Here is a 14,210-nt window from a genome sequence, read left to right as displayed (position 1 = left end):
GACGAACAACCGCTCGGCCTCCCCGGAAAAGAGGAAACGCTATGGGAGCGAGAAGGAAACCGGTAACCATCGCACAGCTGGCCAGCCAATCCGGCCGGCCGATGGACCGCATCATCAAAGCCGCGAACACCTGCGGCATCACGGGAGCCCACGCCACGCTGAGGGTCACCGTCGCGCAGGCCACGGAGATCCTACGCCAGCTCGACATCGAGGACTGGGACCGATGACGGCCGTGGACAAACAGGACTGGAACGTCTCCATCAACGTGAGCATGGGAGGCCGGACCATGCCGGTCGCCTACATCGGCCACGACACCCAGGGAAACGCGGCAATCGACTACATCGACGTGACACTGCGCCATGACGACGCCGACCACATCATCCACGCGGTCGACCTCGCCGTCGCAAGGCTCCACGCCATGTACGACGACATAAGAAAACCGGAGACTATATGAGCAGGGACGCGTTCACCGAACGGCAGATGGCCTGGCTCGGCCAACTGCCCGCGGTCAGAAGCGTGAGCCGGACCCGCATCTACTACACCGAGGAATTCAAACAGGAGACAATCCGCCGCTACCATAACGGCGAACACCCCGCCGACATCTTCCGCTCCGCGGGACTCGACCCCGCCATCATCGGCCACAAACGCATCGAACGATGCATCAACCGATGGAAGGACCGACCGGACACCACAGCGGGCACGCAGCCGCAACACGCGCGGATCCCAGCCGCGATCACACCCAGGACCGCGTTCAAGGGATCACGCCCCACACCGGACAGCGCATGGGGCCTGCTCCTCGACAACGAACGCAGAATCGACCGGCTCGAAGAGAGAATACGCTCCATCGAACAGGCCCTCACGAACAGGGACAGGCCATGACCACCACCATCAGCACCGCAGCGCCGGTCGAAGGACTCGAACGGATCTTCACCCAACTCAAGACATCGCCAAGCATCGACCTCGCGGTCCAGGGATACGAACTCGAGGACCTTACCGGACGACTCAAGGCATGCGACCTCGCCCTCGCCCAATGCGTGGCCGGCCTGCGCATCCTCAACGGCACCGTCACCGGCCTCGAGGAACGCGCCTGGAGAATCAGAATCCAGATCAACGCGCTCGGCCGAATCCAGCCGGCATCGGCCAACACCATGAGCAGGACCGGAAACCGCACGACCGCGAACGAAAGGAACACATGGAGAACATGGACCGACTGAACACCCGCGCGGGACGACTGTTCATGGGAGCCCTCTCCCGCATCGAGACCGACACGCGCATCACGATTCGAAGACTCACCCGCAAGCCACGCGGATGGCATCTCGGCCAGGACGACATGGACAGCCCCCTGCTCGACATCCTCCCCGACCGGTACGCGGACCGCTACGACCGCGACTTCGCCTACAGGATGCTCGGCGTCCTCATCCGGCTGCGCGACCGGCTCAACAACCCCCAGGCGGACCACCAGGCACACAGCGTCATCGAGGAGATACTCATCCGCGCCGCCATCCGCGACATCGAACAGGACGCCGGCGAAGACCCCGAAAGCCTCGAGGAATGGCTCGAGGAATGGCTCGGCGACCTCGACGTGGACCTCCTCTACGATCCACGCCAGGACGAAACCATGCTCGGCTCCGGATACGACAACGGCACCGGCGACCTGAGATTCAGCCACTGGTTCGAACCCCAATACTGGAACGACGCGAACGACGAGGAGGATGCATGAACGAGAACAGGCTCAAGGCCATCATCCTCGCCGTCGCATGCCTGGGAATCCTCCTGCTCCTCGCCGTCGAATGCATGGCCATGCCGGACCTCGGATGGATATGGCTCATCACCGGCATCATCGTCCTGGCCCTCCTCGCGGCATGTATCGTCATGGCGATCAGGCCGAAACGATGATGGGACCCGTGAAGGATGCGGAACCGATACTCATCCACGGAAGACCCGCACGGTTCACGATCGACCAATGGGTGCTCCACCGCATCCGCCCCGGAATGTTCGAAGGCATGAGACGACACCTGCTGAGGACGAGGGGCCAGTCATGGCACAACGACCCGTCACGAGGAGGGGAACGCGGGAGCCTCGAACGATGGACCATCCTCGTGGGACACCACCCCAACGGCGGCACCGGTGTCATCCTCGAAAAACCGGACGGCGATCTCGTCGCCGTCTCCCTCGAACTCGACGGCGCGACGCCACCCGCAGGCCGCTTCTGGGCCGACCCGAACCACACCTACCCGATCCTCGAAGCGCAACGCGCCGGCATACTCCACCCCGTCGAACCCGCCATAGCGACCTACGGCCCATACGGCGGCATCGCCAGGCTCATGGAATTCAATGAACCATACCTGACCATGCTCGAACGCAAGGAGGAACCGAACCGGGACGACACCCTCCGACACCAGCGCCACACCGGAACGGATCGTGACGACGGCGCGCGGGACGCCCATTATCGGAGAACGAAAGGGTGAACCAACCGGAAGAACAAGAAAGAGCGATCTCTCTGCCGTCCTTCCACGCCATACGGCAGCGGGCCGTATGGAAGCGCAACCGAGACAATACGGTGGCATGCTCCGGGCCACGCGCGCAAACAGGAGCATCCGGCCGTGCGACGGGAAACCCGGACGCACGGCAACGCCCACGTAGCTCAGAGGAAAGAGCGCCGGTCCCCGGAACCGGAAGCCGCCAGTTCGAACCTGGCCGCGGGCACGGCGACACCGCACCCGCGGCATCGCAAGCGTGCGACAAGACAGTTCGATGGTTCACCAAACGGGCAACGCCTTCCGGCCCGCGCACACGAAACGGGAAGGCACGCGGCATTCATCCAACGGCAGGATACGGGCTTCCCAAGCCCGGAACACGGGTCCGACACCCGTATGCCGCTCACGGCACGGCCCCCAGGCCGTAAGCCCGCGTAGCTCAACGGATAGAGCGCCGGTCTCCTAAACCGGGTGCAGCCGGTCCGACTCCGGCCACGGGCACGCGCGACCGCACCCATGCGGCCGCGAAGCGCACCACCGAACACAATAGGCGCATCCCTCCGATCCGGGATGAGCGCGCAAAAGGATCGGAACGCCGCAGTAGCTCAGCTGGCAGAGCGGCCGCCTCGTAAGCGGCAGGTCGCCGGATCATACCCGGCCTGCGGCTCCACCGACGACCACCAGGAAAGCACGGCATGACGGACGACGCCAGAGAACGAATACGACGACTCCTCGAACAAGGGTCCACCCCACGACAGGCCGCGGAAACCATGCAGGTAAGCCTCGGCACCGTCTACGCCATACTCAACCAGACCCAGCCCACCGGCCTGCCGCCAAGAAGAACGACCTACGAACAACTCCGACAGGGACTGGCCGAATGGCTATGGAACACCACATGCAGGGACGAGGACATCGACAGCCTCGCGGGATACCTCTACTGGAACCACAGCACCCCGGTCGGCAATCACAGGAAAAAGGAGAAACAATGAACGCCCGCCACGCGAAGACACGAACCAGCGGAAAAAGCAGACAATCCACGAAACCATTCCGAACCATCGGAACCTATATCACGCAAACCGTTTCGGAACTGGCCAAGACCGTCACCCCCACAGCCAGACAGCTCTCCGGATGGAGCGCCGCAGTGTTCGCATTCGTGGGCATCCTCATGCTGCTCGTCACCGGCATGGACATGGGATTCGGCAGAATCACGCTCCTGGTGTTCGGCTGAACCATGAACGTCCATCCAATCGCGTGGGGCGTCATCATATGGCTGCTCTCCATGACGCTCATGTTCGCCATACTCACGCTGCGAAGCCGGGACGGATACGAGCTCCGCTTCTACGAACGATGCATGAAGGCCAGCCTCGCCCTGCTCATCCTCCTCATACCCATATTCCTCATGGAAGGATTCATCCAATGGCCGTTCTGACAAAGCCAGACAAAAACCAACTCGGATTCGAATACGGGGAACACGGGGAAAGCGAACTGGCCTTCAAAATCGTCACGAACCCGACCGGCCTGGAACCCGTGCTGGAGATCACCGCGGACGACACCACCTACATGCTCTACGAATCCGCATGGCGGCAGCTCCTCGACATGCTCAAACAAATGAGCCGATACGAAAACGAATACAAAGGAAAACCCTATTCCGCCATGACCTACACCCTACGCATAGCGGAACTCGCCATCCACAGAGGAACCGTCGACACATACCGGGAAGGAAACCCCGACGAACGGAACATGCTGAAAAGAGCCTCCGCGCACATCGAACTCGCCGCATGCGCCCTCCACGACGCATACGAAGCAAGGAAACGAAAGAGAGAACCATGATCCGATTGGACGAAACCAGGTATTGGGGGATCGAGAATGTGGAGGAAGTGCGTTCGGGAGACATCGTGTTCGCCGTCTCCGGCAACCACTACAAGGCGAGCAGCCTGCCGCCGGAACGCCAATGGAATTCCGTCGAGTCCATTCGATGCCGGGTCCCCGACGCCCCTCCGGACGCGTTGGCGGACTATCTGATTGACCTGCCGTACAGCCGGTTCGACTACGCTCTGAGGCACAAGCCGACCGGTGCACCCGACCGGCTGGATGAATGGCAGCCGGAACCGAATGGCACCTGTCCGGACTGCGCGAGAAAGGATGCGTGGACGAACGATGGATGCGCGCCGCGCGTATTGGAACCCACTGGCATGATCCTCTGGTATCTCCGCTGGAAGTGCGCATGCGGCCACATCTTCAAATGCTGCGAACGGGACAGCGACAAGGACAGGAGAATAAGATGAACGATCCACAGACCATCATCCACGAGGAAATCGTGAAAGCCCACAAGCATGGCATCAAAGACGATTGGAACGACGGCTACGTCACAGGCCTGTCCCACGCGTTGCACCGCATCATCGAACACGACGGCGTGAACCGCACCGGCTGCCCCAAGTTCGACCTGAAGGAGGAACAGTGACCGGACCGATCACCATGCCCGCGACCATCCATCACGCGGACCTGTACTGGGAGCCCGGTATCCGTCGGCCTCGCATCATCATCGGCTTCGACGTGAAGGATACGACCCTCATGGTGGACGATATCAACCCGTTGCGGCTCCCCATGCTCCTGAAGGCGTTCAACCTGCCGGAGGGCGCCGCGCTCCGCTGTCTGGACGGACGACACGTCACCGTCGAATTGGACGACTGTGAGGAAAGCATCCTCGCGTTCACCCCCGAGAACGGGGAAAGGTTCCGGCCATGAGCCCGATGGACCATCCCGCATATTACGCGGACAGTCATCCCGGACTGGAATGCATCGACCTGGCCGACGACCTGTCGTTCAGTTTGGGTAACGCGGTCAAATACGTGTGGCGATACCGGTCGAAATCCAGTCCGGTGGAGGATTTACGGAAGGCCGACTGGTATCTGCTGCATGCGATCCGCCGCCGTGAAACCGTGAGCCTCACCCGCAGTCAGATGCTCATCTTGGACGAGCTCATCCGACAAACCGAGGGAGTCGAGCAATCGTTCTGGACGGCGTTCAAAACCGGTGATTTGGACGAGTGTCGAAACGCGGTATGGAATCTGCTTGCGAACGGAGGGGTGTGAAACAATGATTGATTATTCGGATTGGCTGAAATCACTCGGCCCGTCATCGGATGGCATACTGTCCGTGGCGTTGTTGTCGTTTGTACTCGGATCGGCGTTTGCTGTGGTCGGCGGCATGATGATTATTGAGGAATTTCCTACGGGAAAGCTGGATTCATCGCTCCGGAAGGTCATGACCATCGTTCCGAAAATCCTTGGCGTATGTCTCATCCTGGCTTGTGCCGTCTCCATGTTCAACGGTGTGAAAGTGTGGGTGGATGCCAATACGATCCGTGATTCGACTGTCACGTTCACCGTGCAGACGGAGCGGACGTTCGGCATCACGAACCTGAAATGCGACTCCGGCTGTCCTGCGTATGGGCTTCCCGATGACCGGACGCACGCGAGTTGGATGGGCGGGAACCGGTTTGTTCAAGGTGTGATCCTCGTAGACGGGAACAAGGTCGGATTGGCCGGGCCGGACGGACGACTATTGGAGGCGAGGAAATGACACTGTTCACAACAACACCGAAACCGATACCCGGCCTGCGCGCATGCCCGTTCTGCGGGAGCCGCATGCTCGGACGTTCGAAGCCGACACCCACTCCCGGCAGCTGGGTGTTCTCCTGCGAGAATGAAAACTGCGTACTGTATCGTACCCGCAACCAGATCCGTATCTACCGGTACGAGCGGACGGAGACGGAGGCCATCGCCATCATCAACGGGGAACGGCCATTGTGCGGGGAGAGATCATGACGCTTGACCTGGAGGGCCTGCCGCAGGAGGATCCGGAAACCCGCACGCTGCGCGAACTCGACAAAATCATGTCGGAACGATTTATGACGGGCGAACAGGCGCGCGCCCAGCTCATCCCCCTGCTGCGCGAATACGCCCGCCTGTCCCGCACCCTCTACCAACGGTTGATGAACCTGCGCTCCACGGAGATCAACCGTTTCGACCGCCTGCTGGAGGAAATCGGACTGGAGACGGGCCTCATCCCATTCGAGCCGCCCGACCCTGACGAGAATCTGGCGCAGGACTGGAACCTCATGGACGCGATCGGTGATTTGGAGGAGACGATGATCGGCCGCGCCGAGGACTGCGAACTATTGGCCGCCCGGATCGCCTCCAGCCAGCACGTGGAGATCACCGAAGTGGAACGGCGGGCGTTGGAACGCCGGCTCATCGAACACGAGCTCACGGAAGCGCGCATCAGTCTGCTTGAGACCGGGGAAGCCTACCGGACCGCGCACACCCGGCTGTTGAAAGGCGTGAAGGATCGGGACGAGGAATTGAAGCTCATGGAGCAGTGCGTGGCGGCGGGCCGACGGCATACGGAGACGAAGGAAGCCATCAGCCGGTTGAAAGCCCGGCTCAAGGAGCTGGTCGGCCCTTTCGCGGCTGATGGGACGGTCCGGGATGCGGGGAACGATGATGAATGATTATTGGCTCGGGGTCGTCACCCCGTTCGCCATCCTACTCGCCATACTTCTCCTGTACCTGTTGGCGAACCTGTTCGGCGCGCTGGTCAGCTGGGCGTGGAAGAAAGCCCACTACGGGCTGTTGAAGAAGGCGGTGATCCCGGTCGGCTGGGACGAGGAGACGAAAAAGCCGAGTGTGCGCCCCGAGGCCGTGAAACTGGCGGACGCGTTGACCGCGTCAGGCGAATACCGGGTGTTCCCGTTGTTCGGCTGGGTGGTGGTCATCACCCGCGACCATCGGAAGTAAAGTCTCAGGACCCTTGCGAATCCTCCTGAATATCGGGAGAACGAGACGTGGACCGTTTAGACGGCGGGAATCCCTCGGGGAATGCCCGACTGCCACCGTCACCGCGCCCATGCGCGATGACGGGACATTCCCCACCCGCCTCCACCCGCAACAAGGAAAGGGAAAACGTGACCGACTCGAACACGCGAAACGAGGGGGAGGAAACCCAACTGCTGCAACCCCTCAAGGAATACTCAAGACAGGCGGCCCCGCCGCTCGACCTGCCCAAAGCCAGCTTCGGAGGATACCGAACGGAAACGGTCGAACAACTCGTATCCCAATTACGCACCCAGCTCGACCTGGAAAAACAGCGCGTGATCCAACTCAAAAAGGAAATATACGAGCGCCAAAGCGAGAACGGAAGACTCAACCAAAGGATCGCGGCACTCACCGAAGAGAACAAGACGCTGAAATACGCGGCGGAGAACCCCTACGAACGCGTCGGCGTCAACATGCAGGAAATGGTCAACAGCGCCAAAGGGGAACGCAAGACCATACTCGAGGCCGCGCGCAAGCAGGCGACCGACATCCTCGACAAGGCGAACCGGAACAAGGAGACCATGCTCGAGGAAGCCCGCACCAAGGCCGAAAACGACATAGCAGAGGCAGTGGAACGCAAGCAGCACATCGACCAGGAAGCCGACAGGCGGGTCGAGGAAAGCCGAAGCAAGGCCGACCAGATGATGGCCGAGGCCCGAGCCAGGGCCGACGCCGTGCTCGACGCCGCGAAAGCCAAGGCCGAACGGCTTGACTCCGATTCCAAAGCCCGTTGCGAAGCCGCCGACCGACGTGAGAACGAAGCCGCAAACACAGTCGCGCAAGCCCACCGCATGCTCGCGGAAGCCGCGGGACGACTGGTGCAACCCGCTCCCGTGCTCGTGGGAGTCAACGAGAGGAACGATTCGAACGCCGAGGACTCGCGACAGGAACAATAACGGGAAAACGAGATCGTGGGGGTGTCCATGCGTATATCGCATGGACACCCCCACGGCCTTGAAGTCCCTCATCCTTGCCCCACCGGCCGAATGTGATAAAACCATCGCATACGGGAAGGTATGAAGCCAAGCCCGCACCTTTTGAAAGGAACCCCATCATGACCGACACCATCGAAATCGAACGCGTCCTCGCCGCCGCGGACAAGCAGATCAAGGAGCTCACCGTCTCCCCGCGCGACATCCCCCAAGGCATCCCATCACGCCCGACCCCGTTCCAGACCGCCAAAGGCGGTGCGATCGTGGAGGCGAACTGGCGACATGTGTTCGACCAATTCCCCGACTGGGCGGAACCCGCCTACGAACTCCAGGGATTCGACTACCGGACCGACTCCATCGCCGCGATCCTCGACCGGGAAGGAGCCGCCGGACTCGCAAGACTCCTGCGGGAGGAGGAATCGGCCGAACTGCAACGGTTCGACGACATGAACGAGGAGGAATGGCCATGACCCCACTGGAACTGGCCGCACGGCGCAGACGGCTCGGCCTGAGCCAGGAGGAGCTGGGCCGCTGCATCGCGCTCGTCAGCCCCATGCCCGACGGAACCCCAAGGCCGGCCGTGAAACAGAACACGATAGCCAGCTGGGAGGGAAGCCGCGGCATACCCGACCACATGCAAGCCGCCCTGCCCGAGATCCTCGACCTGATCGAGGAGGAGACCGACCTCATGTGCGACCGGATCGGAGGGCTGATCGAGCATTCCAGCGCCGTGCGCGGCGAACCGGACGTCACCGTCACCGGCTACACGTCGGACGAGGCGTTCTGGCGGGACTGGCCCGACATGCGAGGCTGGCCGCACATCCTGTGGAACATCGCCGCCACCGCCGCCATCGACGACGCCCAGGACGAATACGGCGTCAACGCCCGGCTCGAAGCCCGATGACGAGGTGGAGGTAGTGGCCGCCGCCTATAATCAACGCAGTCGGCGCTTCCGCGGTTGCGTTGGAAGTCGGAGCCGGAGACACCCTGCAGAAGCAGGGCCCGGCTCCCGCGAAATCCTTTGGCTCTGTTAAACCAGCTTTGCCAGAGCCAATCCTTTTCCGGGTTCATCAACGATGATGAAACCTTCCGTCACACGTTCACCACACGGTCACATGACTGTCTGTGACCGTGTGGTGAACGTGAGCGACCGTGTGATGAACGTGTGATGACTGTCTGTGAACGTCTGTGACCGTGTGCGTTTCACCTGATCCTCATCCGGTCGCGCTCCCGTGCGGCCGGCTTCCGTGCGGCCGGCTTCCGTGCGGATGGATGATACGGTCGGCGTGGGGTGCGGAGGGCCAGCGAGGTCAGCATGTCGAGCATGGCTTCACGCAGTCCTTCCAGCTCCTCCGCCGCATCATTGAACTGTTCTTCCAGGCAGGCGTTCTCCAGTTCGGAGTCGATGCCTCGAACCCGTTCCCGACAATCCGCGGTGTCCCTATATCCAAGCTGCTCCAGGGTGGCGGTCAGCGCCTCCGCGTCCTCGCGCGCCGTGCAGTACTCTCCATACGCGTCCAACGTGTCGCCCCACAGCCAGCAGTCGTCCTTCATCGGCATGGCATCGGAACCCAGCCGGCACCGGTTGAGCGGCCACCATTCGCCGCACTCCGGGCAGCGCATCTCGCAATACGGGGTGCGGTCGTAGACGCGTTCCAACGGTTTCAGGCAGCGCGAACAGGATTTCAAGCCGAGATAGGTGACGATCGTCGCGGGCGGCACGGCATCCTCGAACAGGTCGGGATGCGATCTTCTCATGTGGCCGCCGATGACGCTCATGGAACAATGCCGGTGGCATATCGGACAAGCCACCAGGCGCATCCCGAGCTTCGTCCACTCGCGCATGCGCATGCCGTGCTCCGTATACCCGTGCATGTAGATGGACCCCAACGAGTAGGTCCTGCCGCACTCCGGGCATTCGATGAATCCGTTGTTCGTTTCGTTTGATGATTCCATATCATTCACCGTAGCGGTCCGAAATGATCGGCGCATACGGTCGGAGTGTCGCGAAAACCCTTATGGGAGTAGGGCTCACGGGGACATGATGTCCGCTCGAGACCGCGTCTCGGGATGGGGCGCGTACACGGCGGACGGTCGGCCGGAATATCCGATGACGTCATGTTCGACGGCGTCGATGACCTCCGCCGGGATCCCGGAAACGGGGATGGCCCACATGGTGTCGGAACGGGGATTGAAGAGGCCTAGCCTCCTGACCGATTCGTACTCGGGATGAACGGAATGCAGCCCCATGCGCCAGTAGACGAGCAATTGCAGCGTGTACACCGGATTGGGCGGCCAACGGCTCACCTTCAGGTCCCATAGGCCGTCGCCGGCGAGCAGGTCGCCGTCCCCGTCCGTGACCAGATCCGTATAACCGCCTTCGAACGTGAACCCCTCCCATATGACCGGCCCCACGAGATCCATGAAACGCAGCGTACGTCCCACCATTCGCCGCACGTTGGAGACCGTGGCGGAATCGGGGCATGACACGCGCCCGGGAAGCCAACGGGAGGGGCCGCGGCGCGAGGCCGCGTCGTAACCGCAGAGCATGATCGCGGCGGCGACGGAACGGTCGGAAAGTCCGTCTATCGCGGACAGCAACCGTTCCGCCTCATCGGCCATGCCGACCAGCGACGCCCCCGTCAGGGGAATGCGGAAGGCCGCACGCGCCGAAGAGCCCCGGCAAAGGCGCGACAGATAATCCACGGCAAGACCCACGACATCGGGAGGGACGTTCTCCCGCGCATGCAAGCGGAACGGATCCCCAAGCCGTTCCCGGTCGAACGACGCCGGGGGAAGCCATCCGCCATCAGGCTGGGCGACGCGGCGGATCCTCGACGTCACGGGAATCCTCGGCCCGGGCTCCCCGGCGGACTCCTCCTGATCACGGTCCCAGCGCTCCATGAGATCCGGAGGCCTCATATCGTATCCGAATTCGTCGGGATGGAACATCATGCACCTCCTCACATGCACACCCGTGCCGACCGGCGTGCAACACCGATAAAATACAACCATCATGCTATACTTGGGGGTATAAAACAGATTCATGGGAGGAAGGAAGCCATATGGCGGAGACCGCATTCGCGTTGGCGGCGCTGCGCAGGATCTTCGGGTTCGACGCGTTCCGGCCGGGGCAGCGCGAGACCGTCGAAGCCGCGGTGGAGGGACGGGACGTCATGGCCGTCATGCCCACAGGCGGAGGCAAGAGCGTCTGCTACCAGCTGCCCGCGGCCAGACCGGGGACGTTCACCCTCGTGGTGACGCCACTGCGCGCGCTCATGCGGGACCAGGTGCAGCACCTTGAGGCGAAGGGGATCCCCTCCGCGCTCATCGACTCCGGATTGACGGAAAAGGAACGGCTGGACGTGTACGCCAAGGCCGAAGCCGGTGGCCTGCGCATCCTCTACGTCGCGCCGGAACGCCTCGACACCCCCGACTTCCGATCCTTCATACGGGGCATGCAACCGGACCTGCTCGCCGTGGACGAAGCCCACTGCGTGCTCCACTGGGGCGGCGACTTCCGCCCCGCATACCTGCGCATCGGCGAGTTCATCGACTCGCTGCCGCAACGCCCCACGGTCATGGCGCTGACCGCCACCGCAAGCCGTCGCCAGGCCGATGAGATCTGCAGACTCCTCCGACTGAACGACCCGCTGCGCATCGCCACCGCCGCCGACCGGCCCAACCTCACCCTCGCCGTCGTCAAGGCCAAACCACGCGAACGACGCCGCGACATGGCCGACTGGGCGCGCGAACACCCCGGCAGCGGCATCATCTACAAGGAAAGCAGGAAAGGCGTCGAGGACCTCGCCGCCATGCTCCGGGACGAAGGCATCGACGCCGCCGCCTTCCACGCGGAAATGAAGGACGAGGACAAACGCCGCATCCAGGACGGTTTCCTCGCCGGCTCGCCCCGCGTGATCTGCGCCACCAGCGCATTCGGCATGGGCGTGGACAAACCCGACGTCAGATGGGTGCTCAACGACGGGCCATGCAAAAGCCTCGAAGCCTACTGGCAGGAGGCCGGCCGAGCCGGCCGCGACGGCAGACCCGCCAAGGCGGTACTCTACTGGAGCGAGGGCGACTGGCCCTGGCTGCGCAAGATCACCCGCGAGGCCATGAACAGGGCCGAGGAATCAGGCGACCCCTACCGCATCGAGGCATCCCGCCAGGCCATGCGCCGGCTCGACGACATGAGCGAATACTGCGAGACCCGCGAATGCCTCAAACGCACGATCCTCACCATGTTCGACCCCGAAGGCACCAGACGCGCCAACTGCGGCGCATGCTCCAACTGCCTCGGCCGACACCCCAGGGAAACGATCGCGGACCGATACAGGCGCACGCGCCGTCCGGCCGCACGCCCTGCACGGAACGTCATCGAACGGGGCCGGGCCATGACCTGCAGCCGGAACGCCGGGACGGCCATGCGCGCACCCGCGAGCAAAACCTCGGGAGACCCCGGGAAAAACGAGATCGGCATCATCATCGCCTACCTGAGACACATCGAGGAGAACATCGGCCACGGGGTCGGCGCCGACGTGCTCGCGGCCGGCCTCGCCGGCCGCGACAGCCAACGAATCCGACGACAGGGACTCGACCAGATCGAAGGATTCGGTTCACTCAGGGGAACCGACGAGCGGACGCTCACCGACCTGTTCGAGAAGATGGAAGCCATCCAGGCCATCGAACGCCACCGGTTCAACGAACTCACCACCGGAACCCTGGCAGGAATATACGAACACTCCAAGGAGGATGCGCGATGAGCGGAAGAATGACCACCATACCCATCACCGGCAGCCAGCTACGAGCATCCCGACGCGGCGAGGGCATCACCATCGAAGGCCTCGCCCGGATCACAGGCCTCGAAACGGCGACCATCCAGGCCATCGAACACGGACGGGCCTCCACACGGGAGCTGCCGCAGGACGCCGCGCGCCGCTGGGCCAGCACCCTGCACGTCAACCCCGCACGACTCACCGGCGGAACGCCACCGACGGCGGGGGAGGAGAACGCCACCATGATCCGCACGCTCCGACTCGAACACGGATGGAGCGTGCACCAGCTCGCCGAACACGCCGGCGTGTCCGAACTCAGCCTCAGGAAATACGACGACGGCACCCGCAACGCCAACAACCTCGCCGCCGGCATCCTCCACAAGGTCTCCAAGGCGCTCGGCGCGAGCATGGAACGGCTCGCCGGCCGACCCGAAAACCACCATCCCACGTCCGATCCGCCCGCATCATGGACACGCACCCGCCTCGAATGGCACCGCCGCGCCAAGGGTCTCAGCCAGGCCGAACTATCCGTAAGAAGCGGACAGACCGTGCAGAACATCGGCGGCGTCGAACAAGGCCGCTGGCCAATCGGCCGCAAACGCAGCAGATTCATACTCGACGTCGCCGCGGCGCTCGAACTGCCCGCCGAAACACTCCTCGACCCCGACGAGCCAGCAGCCAAATCATGATGGCCGCCCACGAACTGCACGACCTCAAAGTACCGCCCGGAAACCGGCTCGAACCATTGAAAGGCCACTGGAGCATCCGGGTCAACCAGCAATGGCGGCTCGTGTTCGAATGGGACGACGCCAACAAGGAGGCAACCGATGTCCACTTCGACGACTACCACAAATAATCTCTACAGCACCCCCGGCAAGATCCTGGACGAGGAATTCCTCCAGCCGCTCGGCATCAGCCGTTACCGGCTGGCCAAAACCATCGGCGTGAGCGAGACCGCCATCGGGGAGATCGTCAACGGCAAACGCCGCATCACCACGCCTGTGGCATGGCGGCTCGGCAAGGCGCTCGGCACCACCGCCGACTTCTGGGCCAACCTCCAGACCAACTACGACCTGCTCACCTTCGACCCCAGCACCCTCGGCGACATCAATCCCCTCGTTGACGCCTGACCCGGGGGGACCGCCC

27 protein-coding genes and 4 tRNA genes are annotated in these 14,210 nt (G+C 62.8%); 29 read left to right on the top strand and 2 right to left on the bottom strand.

Going from position 1 to position 14,210, the window contains the following annotated elements; translation table 11 throughout:
- Window positions 1-41: 41 nt before the first annotated feature.
- The 25 genes from AC1AY0_RS00740 (at window position 42) to AC1AY0_RS00620 (ending at window position 9,190) form a co-directional block, all read left to right on the top strand.
- Window positions 42-227 (top strand): hypothetical protein, encoded by a 186-nt coding sequence (locus AC1AY0_RS00740; protein ID WP_476525554.1) that lies wholly within the window; start codon window positions 42-44, stop codon window positions 225-227.
- The gene (locus tag AC1AY0_RS00735) at window positions 224-454 is read left to right on the top strand and encodes a hypothetical protein (RefSeq protein WP_476525553.1); all 231 of its coding nucleotides are present in this window, start codon (window positions 224-226) and stop codon (window positions 452-454) included. Before AC1AY0_RS00740 ends, AC1AY0_RS00735 begins: the two co-directional genes overlap by 4 nt.
- Window positions 451-879 (top strand): HTH domain-containing protein, encoded by a 429-nt coding sequence (locus tag AC1AY0_RS00730; RefSeq protein WP_476525551.1) that lies wholly within the window; start codon window positions 451-453, stop codon window positions 877-879. The genes AC1AY0_RS00735 and AC1AY0_RS00730 overlap by 4 nt, the downstream gene beginning before the upstream one ends.
- On the top strand, window positions 876-1,214 hold the full coding sequence (locus AC1AY0_RS00725; protein WP_476525550.1) for a hypothetical protein: 339 nt from the start codon (window positions 876-878) through the stop codon (window positions 1,212-1,214). Before AC1AY0_RS00730 ends, AC1AY0_RS00725 begins: the two co-directional genes overlap by 4 nt.
- The gene (locus AC1AY0_RS00720) at window positions 1,193-1,720 is read left to right on the top strand and encodes a hypothetical protein (RefSeq protein ID WP_476525549.1); all 528 of its coding nucleotides are present in this window, start codon (window positions 1,193-1,195) and stop codon (window positions 1,718-1,720) included. Before AC1AY0_RS00725 ends, AC1AY0_RS00720 begins: the two co-directional genes overlap by 22 nt.
- Window positions 1,717-1,896 (top strand): hypothetical protein, encoded by a 180-nt coding sequence (locus tag AC1AY0_RS00715; protein ID WP_476525547.1) that lies wholly within the window; start codon window positions 1,717-1,719, stop codon window positions 1,894-1,896. Before AC1AY0_RS00720 ends, AC1AY0_RS00715 begins: the two co-directional genes overlap by 4 nt.
- Entirely contained in the window at window positions 1,896-2,468 is a 573-nt protein-coding gene (locus AC1AY0_RS00710; RefSeq protein WP_476525931.1) for a hypothetical protein, read from the top strand. Before AC1AY0_RS00715 ends, AC1AY0_RS00710 begins: the two co-directional genes overlap by 1 nt.
- A 165-nt stretch (window positions 2,469-2,633) precedes the next feature.
- Window positions 2,634-2,706: transfer RNA gene (locus AC1AY0_RS00705), tRNA-Arg, on the top strand.
- 104 nt (window positions 2,707-2,810) lie between these two features.
- A tRNA-Gly gene (locus tag AC1AY0_RS00700) sits at window positions 2,811-2,881 on the top strand.
- Window positions 2,882-2,905: 24 nt separating this feature from the next.
- Window positions 2,906-2,978: transfer RNA gene (locus AC1AY0_RS00695), tRNA-Arg, on the top strand.
- 93 nt (window positions 2,979-3,071) lie between these two features.
- A tRNA-Thr gene (locus AC1AY0_RS00690) sits at window positions 3,072-3,147 on the top strand.
- Between the two features lie 25 nt (window positions 3,148-3,172).
- Entirely contained in the window at window positions 3,173-3,466 is a 294-nt protein-coding gene (locus tag AC1AY0_RS00685) for a hypothetical protein (protein WP_476525545.1), read from the top strand.
- The gene (secE, locus tag AC1AY0_RS00680) at window positions 3,463-3,705 is read left to right on the top strand and encodes a preprotein translocase subunit SecE (RefSeq protein WP_476525543.1); all 243 of its coding nucleotides are present in this window, start codon (window positions 3,463-3,465) and stop codon (window positions 3,703-3,705) included. Before AC1AY0_RS00685 ends, secE begins: the two co-directional genes overlap by 4 nt.
- A gap of 3 nt (window positions 3,706-3,708) precedes the next feature.
- Window positions 3,709-3,906 carry a hypothetical protein gene (locus AC1AY0_RS00675; protein ID WP_476525542.1) on the top strand — a complete coding sequence of 66 codons (198 nt, stop codon included), beginning with the start codon at window positions 3,709-3,711 and terminating at the stop codon, window positions 3,904-3,906.
- The gene (locus AC1AY0_RS00670) at window positions 3,894-4,307 is read left to right on the top strand and encodes a hypothetical protein (RefSeq protein WP_476525540.1); all 414 of its coding nucleotides are present in this window, start codon (window positions 3,894-3,896) and stop codon (window positions 4,305-4,307) included. The genes AC1AY0_RS00675 and AC1AY0_RS00670 overlap by 13 nt, the downstream gene beginning before the upstream one ends.
- Window positions 4,304-4,762: a hypothetical protein gene (locus tag AC1AY0_RS00665; RefSeq protein ID WP_476525538.1), complete on the top strand. Its 459-nt coding sequence runs from the start codon at window positions 4,304-4,306 to the stop codon at window positions 4,760-4,762. The genes AC1AY0_RS00670 and AC1AY0_RS00665 overlap by 4 nt, the downstream gene beginning before the upstream one ends.
- Complete coding sequence (locus tag AC1AY0_RS00660; RefSeq protein ID WP_476525537.1) at window positions 4,759-4,938, top strand: hypothetical protein; 180 nt, start codon at window positions 4,759-4,761, stop codon at window positions 4,936-4,938. The genes AC1AY0_RS00665 and AC1AY0_RS00660 overlap by 4 nt, the downstream gene beginning before the upstream one ends.
- Window positions 4,935-5,222, top strand: coding sequence for a hypothetical protein (locus AC1AY0_RS00655; RefSeq protein WP_476525535.1), 288 nt, complete (start codon window positions 4,935-4,937; stop codon window positions 5,220-5,222). The genes AC1AY0_RS00660 and AC1AY0_RS00655 overlap by 4 nt, the downstream gene beginning before the upstream one ends.
- Window positions 5,219-5,569 carry a DUF3310 domain-containing protein gene (locus AC1AY0_RS00650; RefSeq protein WP_476525534.1) on the top strand — a complete coding sequence of 117 codons (351 nt, stop codon included), beginning with the start codon at window positions 5,219-5,221 and terminating at the stop codon, window positions 5,567-5,569. The genes AC1AY0_RS00655 and AC1AY0_RS00650 overlap by 4 nt, the downstream gene beginning before the upstream one ends.
- 4 nt (window positions 5,570-5,573) lie before the next feature.
- Complete coding sequence (locus AC1AY0_RS00645; RefSeq protein ID WP_476525532.1) at window positions 5,574-6,059, top strand: hypothetical protein; 486 nt, start codon at window positions 5,574-5,576, stop codon at window positions 6,057-6,059.
- A gap of 241 nt (window positions 6,060-6,300) precedes the next feature.
- Complete coding sequence (locus AC1AY0_RS00640; protein WP_476525530.1) at window positions 6,301-6,990, top strand: hypothetical protein; 690 nt, start codon at window positions 6,301-6,303, stop codon at window positions 6,988-6,990.
- Window positions 6,980-7,276 (top strand): hypothetical protein, encoded by a 297-nt coding sequence (locus AC1AY0_RS00635; RefSeq protein WP_476525528.1) that lies wholly within the window; start codon window positions 6,980-6,982, stop codon window positions 7,274-7,276. Before AC1AY0_RS00640 ends, AC1AY0_RS00635 begins: the two co-directional genes overlap by 11 nt.
- A 167-nt stretch (window positions 7,277-7,443) precedes the next feature.
- Window positions 7,444-8,250, top strand: a complete 807-nt coding sequence (locus tag AC1AY0_RS00630; protein WP_476525527.1) for a hypothetical protein — start codon at window positions 7,444-7,446, stop codon at window positions 8,248-8,250.
- Between the two features lie 158 nt (window positions 8,251-8,408).
- Window positions 8,409-8,756: a hypothetical protein gene (locus AC1AY0_RS00625; protein ID WP_476525525.1), complete on the top strand. Its 348-nt coding sequence runs from the start codon at window positions 8,409-8,411 to the stop codon at window positions 8,754-8,756.
- The gene (locus AC1AY0_RS00620) at window positions 8,753-9,190 is read left to right on the top strand and encodes a helix-turn-helix domain-containing protein (RefSeq protein ID WP_476525523.1); all 438 of its coding nucleotides are present in this window, start codon (window positions 8,753-8,755) and stop codon (window positions 9,188-9,190) included. The genes AC1AY0_RS00625 and AC1AY0_RS00620 overlap by 4 nt, the downstream gene beginning before the upstream one ends.
- Window positions 9,191-9,489: 299 nt before the next feature.
- Here AC1AY0_RS00620 and AC1AY0_RS00615 read toward each other — a convergent pair whose 3' ends face one another.
- Window positions 9,490-10,242 (bottom strand): hypothetical protein, encoded by a 753-nt coding sequence (locus tag AC1AY0_RS00615; protein ID WP_476525521.1) that lies wholly within the window; start codon window positions 10,240-10,242, stop codon window positions 9,490-9,492.
- A gap of 75 nt (window positions 10,243-10,317) precedes the next feature.
- Window positions 10,318-11,241 carry a hypothetical protein gene (locus AC1AY0_RS00610; RefSeq protein ID WP_476525520.1) on the bottom strand — a complete coding sequence of 308 codons (924 nt, stop codon included), beginning with the start codon at window positions 11,239-11,241 and terminating at the stop codon, window positions 10,318-10,320.
- A gap of 110 nt (window positions 11,242-11,351) precedes the next feature.
- On the opposite strand from AC1AY0_RS00610, the gene AC1AY0_RS00605 reads away from it, so the two are divergent.
- The 4 genes from AC1AY0_RS00605 to AC1AY0_RS00590 are packed head-to-tail and all read left to right on the top strand — an operon-like array spanning window position 11,352 to window position 14,194.
- Window positions 11,352-13,052, top strand: a complete 1,701-nt coding sequence (locus AC1AY0_RS00605) for a RecQ family ATP-dependent DNA helicase (protein ID WP_476525519.1) — start codon at window positions 11,352-11,354, stop codon at window positions 13,050-13,052.
- Window positions 13,049-13,753, top strand: a complete 705-nt coding sequence (locus tag AC1AY0_RS00600; protein WP_476525517.1) for a helix-turn-helix domain-containing protein — start codon at window positions 13,049-13,051, stop codon at window positions 13,751-13,753. Before AC1AY0_RS00605 ends, AC1AY0_RS00600 begins: the two co-directional genes overlap by 4 nt.
- Window positions 13,750-13,920, top strand: coding sequence for a type II toxin-antitoxin system RelE/ParE family toxin (locus AC1AY0_RS00595; protein ID WP_476525515.1), 171 nt, complete (start codon window positions 13,750-13,752; stop codon window positions 13,918-13,920). Before AC1AY0_RS00600 ends, AC1AY0_RS00595 begins: the two co-directional genes overlap by 4 nt.
- Window positions 13,892-14,194 (top strand): HigA family addiction module antitoxin, encoded by a 303-nt coding sequence (locus AC1AY0_RS00590; RefSeq protein WP_476525514.1) that lies wholly within the window; start codon window positions 13,892-13,894, stop codon window positions 14,192-14,194. The genes AC1AY0_RS00595 and AC1AY0_RS00590 overlap by 29 nt, the downstream gene beginning before the upstream one ends.
- The last annotated feature ends 16 nt before the right edge of the window (window positions 14,195-14,210 follow it).

Source organism: Bifidobacterium sp. LH_416 (assembly GCF_056357055.1).
Note: the sequence above shows the minus strand (reverse complement) of the source record. Positions and strands in the feature narration are given on the sequence as shown.